Genomic DNA, 14388 nt, shown 5'->3' with positions numbered 1-14388 from the left:
GGCAATAAAAAAGGCCCATCGCAAGATGGGCCTTTTTTTATGCTTTGAAACTAACCACTGACGATTACAAGATGTTCAGTGGGTATTCGGTGATCAGGCGGAACTCTTTGACGTCGCCTTCGCCTTCGTCAGCGTTAGCTGTGTGCCACGCTTGGCGAATACGGAAAGACAGGTCTTTTGCCGGACCGCTTTGAACAACGTACTTCGCTTCAAAGTTGGTTTCGTGATGTTTGCCGTCTTCGCCGTAAGCGCCGGTATAAGAGCTGACGGTCGGAGTGTTGGTGCCGTCGATGTTCCAGCCATTGACGTAACGGACCATGAAGCTCAGGCCAGGAACGCCATACTCGGCCATTTTCAGGTCGTAGCGGGCTTGAACGGATTTCTCGCCAGGACCGTTGAAGTCAGAGTACTGGATGGAGTTGGCGAGGAAGATCGAGTCACCACCGCGGTTCGAAGGACCGTGGCCGCCGACACCGATGTAGTCAAACGGAGTGTCACCGTTGACCTTCTGGAAGGCGAGGGTGAAGGTGTGAGCTTTCAGGAACGAGAACGCAGCAGCCAGGGAGAACGCGGTGTTGCTGATCTCGCCTGCTTCAGCGCGACCGGTGTCAGTGGTGCGGTAGATGTTACCGTCCAGGTTCAGCGACTGATCGCCACCCATCGGGATGGTGTAGTTCAGGTTGGCGTAGTACTGGTTCCAGATGTCTTCCAGCTTCGCGCCATACAGCGAAGCGGACAGATTGTCAGTGATACCGTACTTACCGCCGAAGTAGTCGATGGAGTCAGCCTTGACGCCAGCATAAGTGGCCCACAGCTCGCCATCATGGGCGTTTTTGTCCTGGCTGGTGGCCGAGTAGAAGTGACCGGCTTCGAGGTCAAGGTCTTTGACTTCACTGCTTTGCAGCTGGAAACCACTGGCAGTTTGCGGAAGGATGCGGGAACCGCCAACAGCGAACACTGGTGCAGTGCTTGGCTGCATATCGCCGACTTTCAACTCGGTTTTGGATACGCGGAACTTGATGGCTGCGCCGGCTTTACCTTGACTGTCATTGACGTCGCGGGCGTAACCGTTGGCTTTGATGGTATCGCTACGGCTCATGTTGCCCGAACCGGAAGTACCGTCACCGCCATCGAGTTTCAAGGCCAGGTAACCGAATGCATCAATACCAACACCAACGGTACCTTGGGTGTACCCGGAGGTGAAGTTGCCCAGGAAACCCTGGGTCCAGTCTTTCTGGTCATGGCCGCCGTTTTTGTTGTCGCGGTTGAAGTAGTAGTTCTTCAACGTCTCGGTGAGTTTCGCGTCTTCAACAAAACCTTTGGCTTCTGCCTGGTCACTCACAAACGGGGCGGCCGTAGCCAACTGAGTACTGGCGGCTGCAGCAACTGCCAGTGCGATCATGCTCCACTTCATCACGCGCATCGTGATTTGCTCCTTTGGTTTTAGAAGAGTACTGCCGTCCCACCTGTTTTATTATCTGGGCGGCTCTTTCTTTTTGTGTCGGCGCAAACTTATATCACGCCGACAATGTTGGCGATACTTGCTATTCCAACCTTTCAGCTTCTTTACGACGGTGTCGCAAATGGCGTGGTGGATGTCGCAAATTCACAGTACCAATGCAGCCGGACTGACAACTTTATCGCTGTTTATGGGCCTTTTTGCATCGGTAAAAAAGAGTCCCTGGCAAAACACTTGAATCTCCATCGGGCAACCCTGCCACTGTTCTTATGGGGCTTAAGGCATCCACTTCCAGTGGTGCGCTTATAGTCCATATGGGTACGAATGCAACAAGCGTGCACAAACCGCAATTTCGATGCGGTTATTTTTCTGAACACCCGCCTGCGCTTGTGAAAACCTCGTGAAAGCTGGGCCTCAAGCCTGATTTTTTCTACGCTTGACGCCATTCCTCCTATGGTGTTGCCGCGCCGCCAAACGCGCGTGACAACCAAAAACGTTACCGGTTCACCCCTTCAGTGAGTATTTGGCGGATGCCCGACGCAGTGAGCGTAGACGCACTGTGCGGTTTTGGTGCAAAAAAATGTACAGCTGTTCTGAATTCATACAGCTTGCACAGGCAGTAATGCTGAACGCCTCTGAAGATTTCGGTCATTTTTTCGAACTCAGCGGCGAAGTTGGTTCCGTGCTGGTGCGTTGGCGCCCTTAAATGTCACATGTCGGGGCATCGACAGGGCGCCGGATTACACCGTCGTCGTGAAGGCGGGCGCATTCGCAGGTATGCTGCCGTCCTGTCGCTTGGTGCGCTGTCTCTATGGATCAGACGCTAAGCTGAATAATGAAGATCAGCCGGGAGTGCGCTCAGTGTTTGCTTTAGATTCACGACTTCAACAGGACACGCTGATCATCGGTGATTTCCCTCTCTGCCGATTGCTGCTGTCCAATGACGCCAACTACCCTTGGTTCATCCTGGTGCCTCGTCGCGACGATATCAGCGAGTTGTTTCAGTTGGATGTCGCCGATCAACAGCAGTTGTGGCAGGAAACCACCGCGCTGGCTGAGCTGCTCAAGGATTTGTTTGACGCCGACAAGCTGAACGTCGCAACGCTGGGCAACGTCGTCGCCCAGTTGCACATGCATGTGATTGTGCGCAAGCGCGACGACGCAGCCTGGCCGGCGCCAGTCTGGGGCAAGCACCCGGCCAAGCCTTACAGTGCCGAGCAGGTCGCTGCCATTCGTGAACGGTTGCGACGGGTCCTGACCGAGCATTTTACCTTTGTGGAGGGCTGAGTCATGAGCCTGGAAGAACGCGTGACCGATCTGGAAAGCCGCTTGGCGTTTCAGGATGACACCATTCAGGCATTGAACGACGTGCTGGTGGCTCAGCAGCGCGTGGTCGAACGCCTGCAATTGCAGATGGCGGCCCTGCTCAAGCGTCAGGAGGAGATGGTCGGCCAGTTCGAATCCTTCGAGGATGAGGCGCCACCGCCGCACTACTGAGGCGGCACTTTTCATCAGGCATAAAAAAACCGCGAACAGCACACTGCTCGCGGTTTTTTTATGCCTGGATCAGCGTCGCGGCAGCGCGGCGATCACGTCCTCGGCTTGCAGGCCTTTGTCGCGGTTCATCACCGAGAACTCCACGCGCTGGCCTTCGACCAGAACACGGTGACCTTCGCCACGGATTGCGCGAAAGTGCACGAAAATATCATCGCCGGAATCCCGGGAGATAAAGCCGAAGCCTTTGGAGGTGTTGAACCACTTGACGGTACCGGTATCGCGATTGGTCATGTCATAGCTGGTTGGCGCGGCAGCCGGTGAAGAACGATAGAAGCTCACAGCCAGGTGCAGGACCACGGCAACCAGCGCGATCACCAGGGTGAACAGTACGGCAGGCTGGCCGGCGATGACGGGCATCGGGGCGATCAGGGTCAAGGTTTGCAGGACGACAGTCAGGACCAGAAGAGCGCTGACCAGGTTTTGCAGATGCTGACGAGGGCCTTTGTTCCAGTAGGGAATCACTGGGGCAATCACCAGGTTCAGCAGGCCGAAAAAGGCCAGGTAAAGTGCATCGGGTTGTTGCAGGTAAGGAACGGCTTCGGATTTCAAGCTGGGTATGAACGACAGCAGCAAGGCCGCTGCGCCCATTAGCAGGTGGACGATTTTCAACATTTTGATTGACTCACGTTTATGACGGCTCACAAGGAAGAGCTGAAGGCGCACGGTTCGCTTCGGAACAAAATAAGAGGCGGTGGACACGTTCACGGCATCAGCCTATGCGCAACGCCCCGAAAAATGGGGCATGGCGACACACTGTCTATTTAACAGCAAAGCCTGCAGCTACTCAAATCAGCCCGGCCAGCGGCATCGCCTCGGTCGATTTGTCGCAGCGTATGAACCTGATCGGGGCTGCGGGGTGTCGGCAGCCTTGCTAGAGTGGGGTTGCACCTGTTGGATGAATTCAATCGCCGTTAGGGGGTAAACATGGCAATCGATATCGGTATCAGTGAAGAAGATCGCAAGTCCATCGTCGAAGGACTATCCCGTCTGTTGTCGGACACCTACGTGCTGTATCTGAAAACCCACAACTTCCACTGGAACGTCACCGGTCCGATGTTTCGGACGCTGCACTTGATGTTCGAGGAGCAATACAACGAACTCGCGCTGGCCGTTGATTTGATTGCCGAGCGTATTCGCGCCTTGGGCTTTCCGGCGCCAGGCGCCTACGCCACCTACGCACGCCTTTCTTCTATCAAGGAAGAAGTGGGCGTGCCGAGTGCCGAGGACATGATCAAACAACTGGTCGACGGCCAGGAAGCCGTGACCCGCACGGCGCGTGGCATCTTCCCGCTGCTCGACAAGGTCAGCGATGAGCCGACCGCAGACCTCTTGACCCAGCGCATGCAGGTTCACGAGAAAACTGCGTGGATGCTGCGCGCCTTGCTGGAAGCGTAAACATCCGGGTGCGCGGGCGAGCAGCAGAAGGCTCGCGCGCTGTCCGCAATCCTACCTGTGTCGTTGGCTTATCCTACGTTGTCGGTCAATAAGTCGTCTGGCTATAACTTTGTGTCTGCGCTTTTATGAAAGCCACAGGATGTGACTTTTCAAACAAGCAGAGATGGCAAAGGAGTGTCACCGATATGGTAGAGGGAGACAGGCGAGGCGACAGGATTGTCGGCTTGCCACATGAATTGAAAGTCGATCCGTTCGTCAACGAATTCGACATGGCATTGGTTCAGCCATCGTCACGATCCGTGCGGCTGAACGGTTATGCAACCTGCCTGCGACTGGAGCGGGTCTACTGGAACATCCTCGGCAATATGGCTGCAGACAACTGCTGTTCGATCAGCTCGCTGTTGTCCCACGTCGACCGTGAAGTGCATCTGCGTTACGGCGGGGTGAGAAATTTCAGCGCGCTGGTGCGGGTGGTGTGTGTCATGAACGGCGTCAAACAAGCGACTCCTGCCGAATCGCTCTGAAACGGCGGTTGCAAACGAGGTCGCGGCCTGTGCAGTCTTACGGCTGCACAGGCCGCATTTAATCGATATAATCCCGCTCTTTCGCCGCAAAGCCCTGCGCGCGGTGGCAATCTGATCGCCGAGACGCCCCCCATGCCGATGTACGATTATCAATGTGCTTCCTGTGGTCATCAGTTGGAAGCCATTCAAAAGATCAGCGAGGCACCGCTGGTCGACTGCCCTGCCTGTCAGGCGCCAGAGCTCAAGAAGCAACTGTCGATGCCAGGCTTTCGCCTCAGTGGCGACGGTTGGTACGAAACCGATTTCAAGACCGGCGCCAAGAAGAACCTGGCCGGTGGCGACAAATCTGACTAGGGTTCAACCCCGGGTTGAACGACACGCGTGAGTTTCCGCATTGCTTGAAAGCAACGGGATCTCCACCGAATATCGAATGACGAGAAGCGAACCATTATCATGATGCGCAGCCACTATTGCGGCCAACTGAACGAAAGCCTGGAAGGCCAGGAAATTACCCTTTGCGGATGGGTTCACCGTCGTCGCGACCACGGCGGGGTGATTTTCCTCGATATCCGTGATCGTGATGGTCTGGCCCAAGTGGTATTCGATCCGGATCGCGCCGAAAGCTTCGCCGCTGCCGATCGCGTGCGCAGCGAATACGTCGTGAAAATCACCGGTAAGGTGCGTCTGCGTCCGGCCGGTGCGACCAACGCCAACATGGCGTCGGGCATGATTGAAGTGCTGGGCTACGAACTGGAAGTGCTGAACGAGTCGGAAACCCCGCCGTTCCCGCTGAACGAGTTCTCCGACGTTGGCGAAGAAACCCGCCTGCGCTACCGCTTCCTTGACCTGCGTCGCCCGGAAATGGCCGAGAAGTTGCGTCTGCGTTCGCGCATGACCACCAGCATTCGTCGCTTCCTCGACGAGAACGGCTTCCTCGACGTCGAAACACCGATCCTGACCCGTGCCACCCCTGAAGGTGCGCGTGACTATCTGGTACCAAGCCGTACTCACGCCGGTTCGTTCTTCGCCCTGCCGCAATCGCCGCAGCTGTTCAAGCAACTGCTGATGGTGGCCGGTTTCGACCGTTACTATCAGATCGCCAAGTGCTTCCGCGACGAAGACCTGCGCGCTGATCGTCAGCCAGAATTCACCCAGATCGACATCGAGACCAGCTTCCTCGATGAAAAAGAGATCATGGGCCTGACCGAAGAAATGATCCGCAACCTGTTCAAGGAAGTGCTGGGTCTGGAATTCGGCGACTTCCCGCACATGACTTTCGAAGAAGCCATGCGCCGCTACGGTTCCGACAAGCCAGACCTGCGCAACCCGCTGGAACTGGTCGACGTTGCCGATCAACTCAAAGAAGTCGATTTCAAAGTGTTCAGCGGCCCGGCCAACGATCCGAAATGCCGTATCGCCGCTCTGCGCGTTCCAGGCGGGGCGAGCATGCCACGCAAGCAGATCGACGATTACACCAAGTTCGTCGGCATCTACGGTGCCAAGGGCCTGGCGTACATCAAGGTCAACGAGCGTGCTGCCGGTGTTGACGGTCTGCAATCGCCGATCGTGAAGAACATCCCGCTGGAAAACCTCAACGCCATCCTCGATCGCGTAGGTGCAGTTGACGGCGACATCGTGTTCTTCGGCGCCGACAAGGCCAAGATCGTCAGCGAAGCCCTGGGCGCGCTGCGCATCAAGCTCGGTCACGACCTGAAGCTGCTGACCTGTGAGTGGGCGCCAATGTGGGTCGTCGACTTCCCGATGTTCGAAGAGAACGACGACGGCAGCTTCTCGGCGCTGCACCACCCGTTCACTGCACCGAAGTGCACGCCGCAAGAGCTCGAAGCCAACCCGGCTGGCGCTCTGTCCCGCGCGTACGACATGGTGCTGAACGGTACCGAGCTGGGTGGCGGTTCGATCCGTATCCACCGCAAAGAGATGCAACAGTCGGTATTCCGTCTGCTGGGTATCAATGAAGCAGAACAGGAAGAGAAGTTCGGCTTCCTGCTCGACGCCCTGAAGTACGGTGCACCGCCGCACGGTGGCCTGGCCTTCGGTCTGGACCGTCTGGTGATGCTGATGACCGGCGCCCAGTCGATCCGTGAAGTGATCGCTTTCCCGAAAACCCAGAGTGCTGCCGACGTGATGACGCAAGCGCCGGGTGTGGTGGATGCCAAGGCACTGCGCGAGTTGCACATTCGTTTGCGCGAAACGCCAAAGGCTGAGTAAGACGGGCCTGAAGGCGCATCTTCGGATGCGCCTTTTTTCTTTCTATAGAGAGCAGGTCGAGATTTTTTGTGTGCTGGCCGCTGCATGAGCAGGGCGGGCAACGTTTCAAAGAGAATTCGGAGCGAGTTATGGCAGGTCATTCCAAGTGGGCGAACATCAAGCACCGCAAAGAACGTCAGGATGCCAAGAGAGGCAAGATCTTCACCAAGTGGATCCGCGAACTGACCGTTGCGGCCCGTCAGGGCGGCGGTGATCCGGGCTCCAACCCGCGTTTGCGCCTGGCGTTGGACAAGGCCCTGAGCGCGAACATGAGCCGCGACATCATCGACCGCGCAGTAGCGCGCGGCGCCGGTGCCACCGAAGCGGACAACGTTGAAGAACTGACCTACGAAGGTTACGGCCCGGGCGGCGTCGCGGTGATGGTCGAGTGCATGACCGACAACCGCAACCGTACTGCGGCAGCCGTTCGCCATGCGTTCAGCAAGTGTGGCGGCAACCTCGGCACCGATGGTTCGGTGGCGTACCTGTTCGAACGCAAGGGCCAGATCAGCTTCGCGCCGGGCGTCGATGAAGATGCACTGACCGAAGCGGCGCTGGAAGCCGATGCCGATGACGTGGTCAGCCATGAAGACGGTTCGATTGACGTGTTTACCTCATTCACCAGTTTCTACGCGGTTCGTAACGCGCTGGAAGCGGCCGGGTTCAAGGGTGATGACGCAGAAATCGTCATGCAGCCGACCACCAGCGCCGAGCTGGATCTGGAAGGCGCGGAGAAGGTGCTCAAGCTGATCGACATGCTCGAGGACCTGGATGACGTGCAGAACGTCTATTCCAACGCCGACATTCCGGAAGACGTGGCCGCTCAGCTCGGTTGATGCAAATACAAAGGTCGCAGTTTTTGCTGGCTCTACACTTCACCTGTAGGAGCTGCCGAAGGCTGCGATCTTTCTGTTTTTGAAAGATCAAAAGATCGCAGCCTTCGGCAGCTCCTACATGTACCCTCAGCTTTCGCATCAATTTCTGCAGGCGTTATGACTTTAATTCTTGGTATCGACCCCGGTTCGCGCATCACCGGTTACGGGATAGTTCGTGATACCGGGCGTGGCGGCTGTATTTATGTGGCTTCGGGCTGCATTCGTACCGGCGCGGGCGAATTGCATGAGCGTTTGCAAATCGTCTATCGCGGCGTGCGTGAAATCATCCAGACGTACGGCCCGGTGACCATGGGCATCGAAAAAGTGTTCATGGCGAAAAACGCCGATTCGGCGCTGAAACTCGGTCAAGCTCGCGGCGCTGCAATCGTGGCTGGCGCTGAAGAGAGCCTGGAGATCGCCGAGTACACGGCCACCCAGGTCAAGCAGGCCGTGGTCGGCACGGGAGCCGCCAATAAAGAACAAGTGCAGATGATGGTCATGCACATGCTCAAGCTCACCAGCAAACCGCAAATCGATGCCTCGGACGCCCTCGCTATCGCCATTTGTCATGCGCACACGCGTTCCAGTCTGCTGCCGCACGGTTTGGGAACGGCACGCAGTCGTGGCGGGCGCCTGCGTCTCTGATAGCATCAGCATCAATTTTCTTGAAAGCAGGATTTCCTGCGCCTGAGTCGTCGGCGCGAAATTGGCCTTTCGATAGTCGCCAGCCCACGGCTGGCCAACGCTCAAGGATCTGAAACGTGATTGGACGCTTGCGCGGCACCCTGGCTGAGAAACAGCCGCCGCACCTGATTCTGGATGTAAACGGCCTCGGGTATGAGCTGGAAGTGCCCATGACCACACTTTAACGTCTGCCGTCGGTCGGTGAACCGCTGACCCTGCACACCCATTTGGTCGTGCGCGAAGACGCGCAGTTACTCTATGGTTTTGCCGGCAAGCGTGAGCGAGACTTTTTTCGCGAGTTGATCCGTCTCAATGGTGTCGGGCCTAAATTGGCCCTGGCCTTGATGTCGAGTCTGGAAGTCGACGAACTGATCCGCTGCGTGCAGTCGCAGGACACTTCGGCGTTGACCAAAGTGCCGGGAGTCGGCAAGAAAACCGCGGAGCGTCTGCTGGTCGAGCTGAAAGACCGCTTCAAGGCGTGGGAAACTACGCCGGCCATGTTCGCGCTGGTACCGAATCAACCGGACGGCCCGGCGCCGGTCAATACCGCCGAGAACGATGCAGTCAGCGCGCTGATTTCCCTGGGTTACAAGCCACAGGAAGCGAGCAAGGCGATTACCGCCATCAAGGACAAGAATTTGAGCAGTGAAGACCTGATCCGCCGTGCCCTGAAGGGAATGATTTAAGTGATTGAAGCTGATCGTCTGATCACCGCCGCGCATAGCCCGCGCGAGCGCGAAGAAGTCCAGGACCGGGCCATTCGCCCGGTCAGTCTGGCCGACTATATTGGCCAGCCGACCGTGCGCGAGCAGATGGAGCTGTTCATCCAGGCTGCCCGTGGTCGTAGTGAATCGCTTGATCACACGCTGATTTTCGGCCCGCCGGGTCTGGGCAAGACCACGCTGGCCAACATCATCGCCCAGGAAATGGGCGTGTCGATCAAGAGTACGTCCGGCCCAGTGCTGGAGCGTCCGGGTGATCTGGCCGCGTTGCTGACCAATCTTGAGCCGCACGATGTGCTGTTTATCGACGAAATTCATCGTCTGTCGCCGATCGTTGAAGAAGTGCTGTACCCGGCAATGGAAGATTTCCAGCTCGACATCATGATTGGCGAAGGGCCGGCAGCGCGCTCGATCAAGCTTGATCTGCCGCCGTTCACGCTGGTTGGCGCCACCACTCGCGCCGGGATGCTGACCAACCCGTTGCGTGACCGCTTCGGTATCGTCCAGCGTCTTGAGTTCTACAGCACGGCTGACCTGGCGACGATTGTCAGCCGTTCGGCGGCGATTCTCGGTCTGCCACTGGATCCGGAAGGTTCGTTCGAAATCGCGCGTCGCGCCCGTGGTACGCCGCGGATCGCCAATCGTCTGCTGCGCCGGGTGCGCGATTTTGCCGAAGTCCGTGCCAAAGGCCATATCACCAAAGCGGTGGCGGACCTGGCGTTGAACCTGCTGGACGTCGACGAACACGGTTTCGATCATCAGGACCGACGTTTGCTGCTGACCATGATCGAGAAGTTCGACGGAGGTCCGGTCGGCATCGACAGTCTCGCCGCTGCGATCAGCGAAGAGCGCCACACGATTGAGGATGTGCTGGAGCCGTACCTGATCCAGCAGGGTTACATCATGCGCACGCCACGGGGCAGGGTGGTGACGCGGCATGCGTATCTGCACTTCGGTTTAAACATTCCGTCACGAATGGGCGAAATGCCCGTGGCAGACGAGTTTCTTGATGCTATGGACGACTAATACACATTTGTTGTCGATTTATTCAGGGTTTGTACGGTCACAGGACGGTACTTTTGCAGGAAAGCCCTGAAACCATGAAAAACAGTTGCCTGGCCGGATTGGCAACCTGAGGAGTAAGCACTAGAGTATGCGCGCGCAAAACGGGCTTGAGCCGTTCGCACATCGTTGTCGCGTTTATTACGAGGACACCGATGCGGGCGGCATCGTGTATTACGTTAATTACCTCAAGTTTATGGAACGGGCTCGAACCGAGCGGCTTCGCGAGTTGGGCTTTGCCCAATCGCAGCTGGCAGGGGAGGACCTGTTGTTTGTCGTGCACTCCAGCGAAGCGCGCTATCACGCGCCGGCGCGACTGGACGACGAACTGCTGGTAAGCGCTGATGTAATCGAATTGAACCGGGTCAGCCTGCGCTTCAAACAGCAGGTCAGGCGGGCAGCAACCCGGATCCGGATTCGGGCGTGGAGCAGATCTTCCGTGCCGGCTTCAAGGAATTCTCCCGTCTGCGTCAGCAGCCTGGCGTCGACCCTGAAGCGGTGATGGAAGGCGTGGCCCGTGCCATGCGCGTCGCCATCTCCCGCGAAGAAGAGAAGCTCGAGCAGAGCCTGCCGTTCCTCGCCACTGTCGGTTCGGTCAGCCCGTATATCGGTCTGTTCGGTACGGTGTGGGGCATCATGAACTCCTTCCGCGGTCTGGCCAGCGCCCAGCAAGCAACCCTGGCCACTGTGGCTCCGGGTATCGCCGAAGCCCTGATCGCCACGGCGATCGGTCTGTTCGCCGCGATCCCGGCCGTAATCGCTTACAACCGTTTCGCCGCTCGCAGCGAAACCTTGCTGGGCCGCTACTACACCTTCGCCGATGAATTCCAGGCGATCCTGCACCGCAAAGTGCACACCAGCGAAGAATAAGCAGGTAATTTCCAATGGCTTTAATCGCTCGAGCTCGCAAAAAGCGCAAGCCGGTCGCCGAGATGAACGTGGTGCCTTACATCGACGTGATGTTGGTACTGCTGGTTATCTTCATGGTGACCGCGCCGATGCTCAATCAGGGCGTGAAAGTTGATCTGCCCAAGGTTTCCAGCGAAGCCTTGCCGCAGGACAACAACACGCAGGTCCTGACCATTTCGATCAAGGCTGACAAGACCTACTACTGGAACCTTGGCAGCGAAGTCGATACCGAGAAGCAACAGGACAGGGCCATGACCCTGCCGCAAATGACCGACGCGGTGACCAAGATCATTCGTGCCGGCACTGAAGGCGGCAAGCGTACCCAGGTCTTCATTCGCGGCGACAAAACCGTCGACTACGGTTCCGTCATGGGCGCCATGGGCGGGTTGCAGAAAGCCGGGGTCGGTAATGTTGGTTTGATTACCGAGGCCCCCTGATGCAGCAACAGCGAGAGCCGTCCGCCTCGGAAAGCTACTTCTGGCCTAGTGTTCTGGCAATTGTCCTGCACGTGCTGGTGTTCGGCATGCTGTTCGTCAGTTTTGCCTTCACACCAGAGCTGCCGCCGGCCAAACCGATTGTCCAGGCGACCCTGTACCAGCTGAAATCGAAAAGTCAGGCAACCACCCAGACCAATCAGAAGATTGCGGGTGAGGCGAAGAAATCCGCCGCGCGCCAGACCGAAGTCGAGCAGATGGAACAGAAAAAGGTCGAGCAGGAAGAGATCAAGGCCGCTGCGGAACAAAAGAAAGAAGAAGCGGCTCAAAAGGCCGAGGAAGCCAAGAAGGCCGATGAGGCTAAAAAAGCGGACGAAGCGAAGAAGGCGGATGACGCCAAGAAAGCTGACGACGCGAAGAAAGCCGAAGCCAAGAAGGCCGAAGAGAAACAACTGGCTGATATAGCCAAGAAGAAGGCTGAAGAAGAGGCTAAGGAAGAGGCCAAGAAAGAAGCCGCTGAAGAAGCCAAGAAGAAGATCGTCGAAGACGCGAAGAAGAAAGCCGCCGAAGACGCCAAGAAGAAAGCTGAAGCTGAAGAGGCGAAGAAGAAAATCGCCGACGAAGCGAAGAAGAAAGCTGCTGCCGATGCTGCGAAGAAGAAAGCGCAGGATGCAGCACGTAAATCGACCGAAGACAAAAAGGCTCAGGCCTTGGCCGATTTGCTTTCCGATACGCCGCAGCGCCAGCAGGCCTTGGCCGATGAGCAGGGCGACGAAGTCGCGGGCAGTTTCGATGACCTGATTCGTGCGCGAGCAGCAGAAGGCTGGGCGCGTCCACCTTCGGCACGCAAAGGCATGACGGTTGTGTTGCAGATCGGCATGTTGCCGGACGGTACGGTGACTTCGGTCAGCGTGGCCAAGTCCAGTGGCGACGGTCCGTTCGACGCTTCGGCAGTGGCAGCGGTCAAAAATATTGGACGTTTGACAGAAATGCAGGGAATGAAGCCGAGCGATTTCGATGCGTATCGTTCATTCAATATTACATTCACACCTGAGGATCTAGCCTTGTGAGAAACCTTCTTCGAGGAATGCTGGTCGTGATCTGCTGCATGGCAGGGATCGCGATGGCAGATGAAAAGAACATTCTGGTCACCAGCGGCAGCGATCGGGCAACCCCGATCGCGGTTGTACCGTTCGGTATGCAGGGCGGTGCCGTGCTGCCGGACGACATGGCTGAAATTATTGGTAACGATTTGCGCAACTCGGGCTACTACTCGCCGATTCCAAAGCAAAACATGATCAGCCAGCCAAGCCAGCCGAGCGAAATCATCTTCCGTGATTGGAAGGCGGTGGGTGCTCAATACATGATGGTCGGCAGCATTGCGCCGGCGGGCGGTCGCCTGCAGGTGCAGTGGGCACTGTTCAACGTGGCCACCGAGCAAAAAGTGGCAGACGGCAGTGTTTCCGGTACCACCGAGCAATTGCGCGACATGGCACACTTCATCTCCGACCAGTCGTTCCAGAAACTGACCGGGATTGAAGGTGCGTTCTCGACGCGTCTGCTGTACGTGACGGCTGAGCGCTTCTCCGAGAAGAACACCCGTTACACCCTGCAGCGTTCGGACTACGACGGTGCTCGCGCAGTGACGCTGTTGCAATCGCGTGAGCCGATTCTGTCGCCGCGCTTCGCACCGGATGGCAAACGCATCGCCTACGTGTCGTTCGAGCAGAAGCGTCCGCGCATCTTCATGCAGAACATCGACACCGGTCGCCGTGAGCAGATCACCAACTTCGAAGGCCTGAACGGCGCGCCAGCCTGGTCGCCGAATGGCGATCGCCTGGCGTTCGTACTGTCCAAGGACGGTAACCCGGACATCTACGTGATGAACCTGGCTTCGCGCCAGATCACCCGTGTAACCGCAGGTCCTGGTATCAACACCGAACCGTACTGGGGCAAGGATGGTTCGACCATCTACTTCACCTCGGACCGCGGCGGCAAGCCTCAGATCTACAAAACCAGCGCCAGTGGCGGTGGTGCCGAGCGTGTGACGTTTGTGGGTAACTACAACGCCAACCCTAAACTTTCGGCTGATGAAAAGACTTTGGTGATGATCCATCGTCAGGATGGCTTCACCAATTTCAAGGTGGCAGCTCAGGATCTGCAGCGAGGTAGTGTAAAGATCCTCACTGATAGCACTCTGGACGAGTCACCTACTGTTGCGCCCAACGGCACCATGGTAATCTACGCCACCCGCCAACAGGGCCGGGGAGTCTTGATGCTCGTGTCCATTAATGGACGCGTTAGGCTCCCGCTTCCTACCGCTCAAGGCGAAGTCAGAGAACCGTCCTGGTCCCCTTACCTGAAGTGAGCGGGCGCTACACGTTTTACTTAACACACTGGGGTTCATTAGGAGTTTCACGATGGAAATGCTGAAGTTTGGTAAATTTGCTGCGCTGTTGTTCGCTCTGACGCCGTCCGACGAGCTGCTGCGCAATTACC

General features: G+C 57.3%; 14 protein-coding genes and 3 pseudogenes. 15 read left to right on the top strand and 2 right to left on the bottom strand.

The features are described 5' to 3' along the window. Positions 1-64 precede the first annotated feature (64 nt). Complete coding sequence (locus ACIF4X_RS12345; protein ID WP_397482324.1) at positions 65-1423, bottom strand: OprD family porin; 1359 nt, start codon at positions 1421-1423, stop codon at positions 65-67. Positions 1424-2320: 897 nt separating this feature from the next. Between ACIF4X_RS12345 and ACIF4X_RS12340 the strand changes: the two genes are divergently transcribed. Both ACIF4X_RS12340 and ACIF4X_RS12335 read left to right on the top strand, forming a co-directional pair. Further along, on the top strand, positions 2321-2746 hold the full coding sequence (locus ACIF4X_RS12340) for an HIT family protein (RefSeq protein WP_397482323.1): 426 nt from the start codon (positions 2321-2323) through the stop codon (positions 2744-2746). Positions 2747-2749: 3 nt separating this feature from the next. Next, positions 2750-2956: a SlyX family protein gene (locus tag ACIF4X_RS12335; protein ID WP_038366649.1), complete on the top strand. Its 207-nt coding sequence runs from the start codon at positions 2750-2752 to the stop codon at positions 2954-2956. Positions 2957-3025: 69 nt separating this feature from the next. On the opposite strand, the gene ACIF4X_RS12330 is transcribed toward ACIF4X_RS12335, so the two are convergent. Beyond that, positions 3026-3628: a cold-shock protein gene (locus tag ACIF4X_RS12330; protein WP_008080216.1), complete on the bottom strand. Its 603-nt coding sequence runs from the start codon at positions 3626-3628 to the stop codon at positions 3026-3028. A 312-nt stretch (positions 3629-3940) separates the two neighbouring features. On the opposite strand from ACIF4X_RS12330, the gene ACIF4X_RS12325 reads away from it, so the two are divergent. The 13 genes and pseudogenes from ACIF4X_RS12325 (at position 3941) to tolB (ending at position 14257) form a co-directional block, all read left to right on the top strand. Continuing rightward, the gene (locus tag ACIF4X_RS12325; RefSeq protein WP_007912745.1) at positions 3941-4411 is read left to right on the top strand and encodes a Dps family protein; all 471 of its coding nucleotides are present in this window, start codon (positions 3941-3943) and stop codon (positions 4409-4411) included. Positions 4412-4596: 185 nt separating this feature from the next. Beyond that, entirely contained in the window at positions 4597-4935 is a 339-nt protein-coding gene (locus ACIF4X_RS12320; RefSeq protein WP_397482322.1) for a ribbon-helix-helix domain-containing protein, read from the top strand. A gap of 132 nt (positions 4936-5067) precedes the next feature. Next, positions 5068-5289: an FmdB family zinc ribbon protein gene (locus tag ACIF4X_RS12315; protein ID WP_397482321.1), complete on the top strand. Its 222-nt coding sequence runs from the start codon at positions 5068-5070 to the stop codon at positions 5287-5289. Positions 5290-5388: 99 nt separating this feature from the next. Then, on the top strand, positions 5389-7164 hold the full coding sequence (gene aspS, locus ACIF4X_RS12310) for an aspartate--tRNA ligase (protein ID WP_016983822.1): 1776 nt from the start codon (positions 5389-5391) through the stop codon (positions 7162-7164). A gap of 128 nt (positions 7165-7292) precedes the next feature. Next, positions 7293-8039 (top strand): YebC/PmpR family DNA-binding transcriptional regulator, encoded by a 747-nt coding sequence (locus ACIF4X_RS12305; protein WP_007912738.1) that lies wholly within the window; start codon positions 7293-7295, stop codon positions 8037-8039. 156 nt (positions 8040-8195) lie between these two features. After that, the gene (gene ruvC, locus ACIF4X_RS12300) at positions 8196-8723 is read left to right on the top strand and encodes a crossover junction endodeoxyribonuclease RuvC (protein WP_007951206.1); all 528 of its coding nucleotides are present in this window, start codon (positions 8196-8198) and stop codon (positions 8721-8723) included. A gap of 116 nt (positions 8724-8839) precedes the next feature. Next, positions 8840-9448, top strand: a pseudogene (ruvA, locus tag ACIF4X_RS12295) (Holliday junction branch migration protein RuvA). Next, positions 9449-10510: a Holliday junction branch migration DNA helicase RuvB gene (gene ruvB, locus ACIF4X_RS12290; RefSeq protein ID WP_397482320.1), complete on the top strand. Its 1062-nt coding sequence runs from the start codon at positions 9449-9451 to the stop codon at positions 10508-10510. A 127-nt stretch (positions 10511-10637) separates the two neighbouring features. Then, positions 10638-10958 (top strand): annotated as a pseudogene (locus tag ACIF4X_RS12285) (YbgC/FadM family acyl-CoA thioesterase); the annotation flags it as partial. Next, a pseudogene (gene tolQ / locus ACIF4X_RS12280) lies at positions 10937-11416 on the top strand (protein TolQ); the annotation flags it as partial. The pseudogenes ACIF4X_RS12285 and tolQ, both read left to right, overlap by 22 nt. A gap of 23 nt (positions 11417-11439) precedes the next feature. Then, complete coding sequence (gene tolR / locus ACIF4X_RS12275) at positions 11440-11892, top strand: protein TolR (protein ID WP_161806672.1); 453 nt, start codon at positions 11440-11442, stop codon at positions 11890-11892. After that, positions 11892-12959: a cell envelope integrity protein TolA gene (tolA, locus tag ACIF4X_RS12270; protein WP_397482319.1), complete on the top strand. Its 1068-nt coding sequence runs from the start codon at positions 11892-11894 to the stop codon at positions 12957-12959. Before tolR ends, tolA begins: the two co-directional genes overlap by 1 nt. A gap of 17 nt (positions 12960-12976) precedes the next feature. Next, entirely contained in the window at positions 12977-14257 is a 1281-nt protein-coding gene (gene tolB, locus ACIF4X_RS12265; protein WP_016983828.1) for a Tol-Pal system beta propeller repeat protein TolB, read from the top strand. Positions 14258-14388: the final 131 nt, after the last annotated feature.

The sequence above is a fragment of the Pseudomonas sp. NPDC085632 genome, from assembly GCF_044541255.1.
Classification (GTDB): Bacteria; Pseudomonadota; Gammaproteobacteria; order Pseudomonadales; family Pseudomonadaceae; genus Aquipseudomonas.
The sequence above is the reverse complement of the archived record's forward strand: the minus strand, read 5'-3'. Positions and strand labels throughout refer to the sequence as shown.

Excerpts from the sequence above, each read along its gene's own strand:
- ACIF4X_RS12345 (WP_397482324.1), bottom strand. The coding sequence starts at position 1,423 with ATGCGCGTGATGAAGTGGAGCATGATCGCACTGGCAGTTGCTGCAGCC.
- ACIF4X_RS12335 (WP_038366649.1), top strand. The coding sequence starts at position 2,750 with ATGAGCCTGGAAGAACGCGTGACCGATCTGGAAAGCCGCTTGGCGTTT.
- ACIF4X_RS12330 (WP_008080216.1), bottom strand. The coding sequence starts at position 3,628 with ATGTTGAAAATCGTCCACCTGCTAATGGGCGCAGCGGCCTTGCTGCTG.
- ACIF4X_RS12325 (WP_007912745.1), top strand. The coding sequence starts at position 3,941 with ATGGCAATCGATATCGGTATCAGTGAAGAAGATCGCAAGTCCATCGTC.
- ACIF4X_RS12320 (WP_397482322.1), top strand. The coding sequence starts at position 4,597 with ATGGTAGAGGGAGACAGGCGAGGCGACAGGATTGTCGGCTTGCCACAT.
- ACIF4X_RS12315 (WP_397482321.1), top strand. The coding sequence starts at position 5,068 with ATGCCGATGTACGATTATCAATGTGCTTCCTGTGGTCATCAGTTGGAA.
- aspS (WP_016983822.1), top strand. The coding sequence starts at position 5,389 with ATGATGCGCAGCCACTATTGCGGCCAACTGAACGAAAGCCTGGAAGGC.
- ACIF4X_RS12305 (WP_007912738.1), top strand. The coding sequence starts at position 7,293 with ATGGCAGGTCATTCCAAGTGGGCGAACATCAAGCACCGCAAAGAACGT.
- ruvC (WP_007951206.1), top strand. The coding sequence starts at position 8,196 with ATGACTTTAATTCTTGGTATCGACCCCGGTTCGCGCATCACCGGTTAC.
- tolA (WP_397482319.1), top strand. The coding sequence starts at position 11,892 with ATGCAGCAACAGCGAGAGCCGTCCGCCTCGGAAAGCTACTTCTGGCCT.
- tolB (WP_016983828.1), top strand. The coding sequence starts at position 12,977 with ATGCTGGTCGTGATCTGCTGCATGGCAGGGATCGCGATGGCAGATGAA.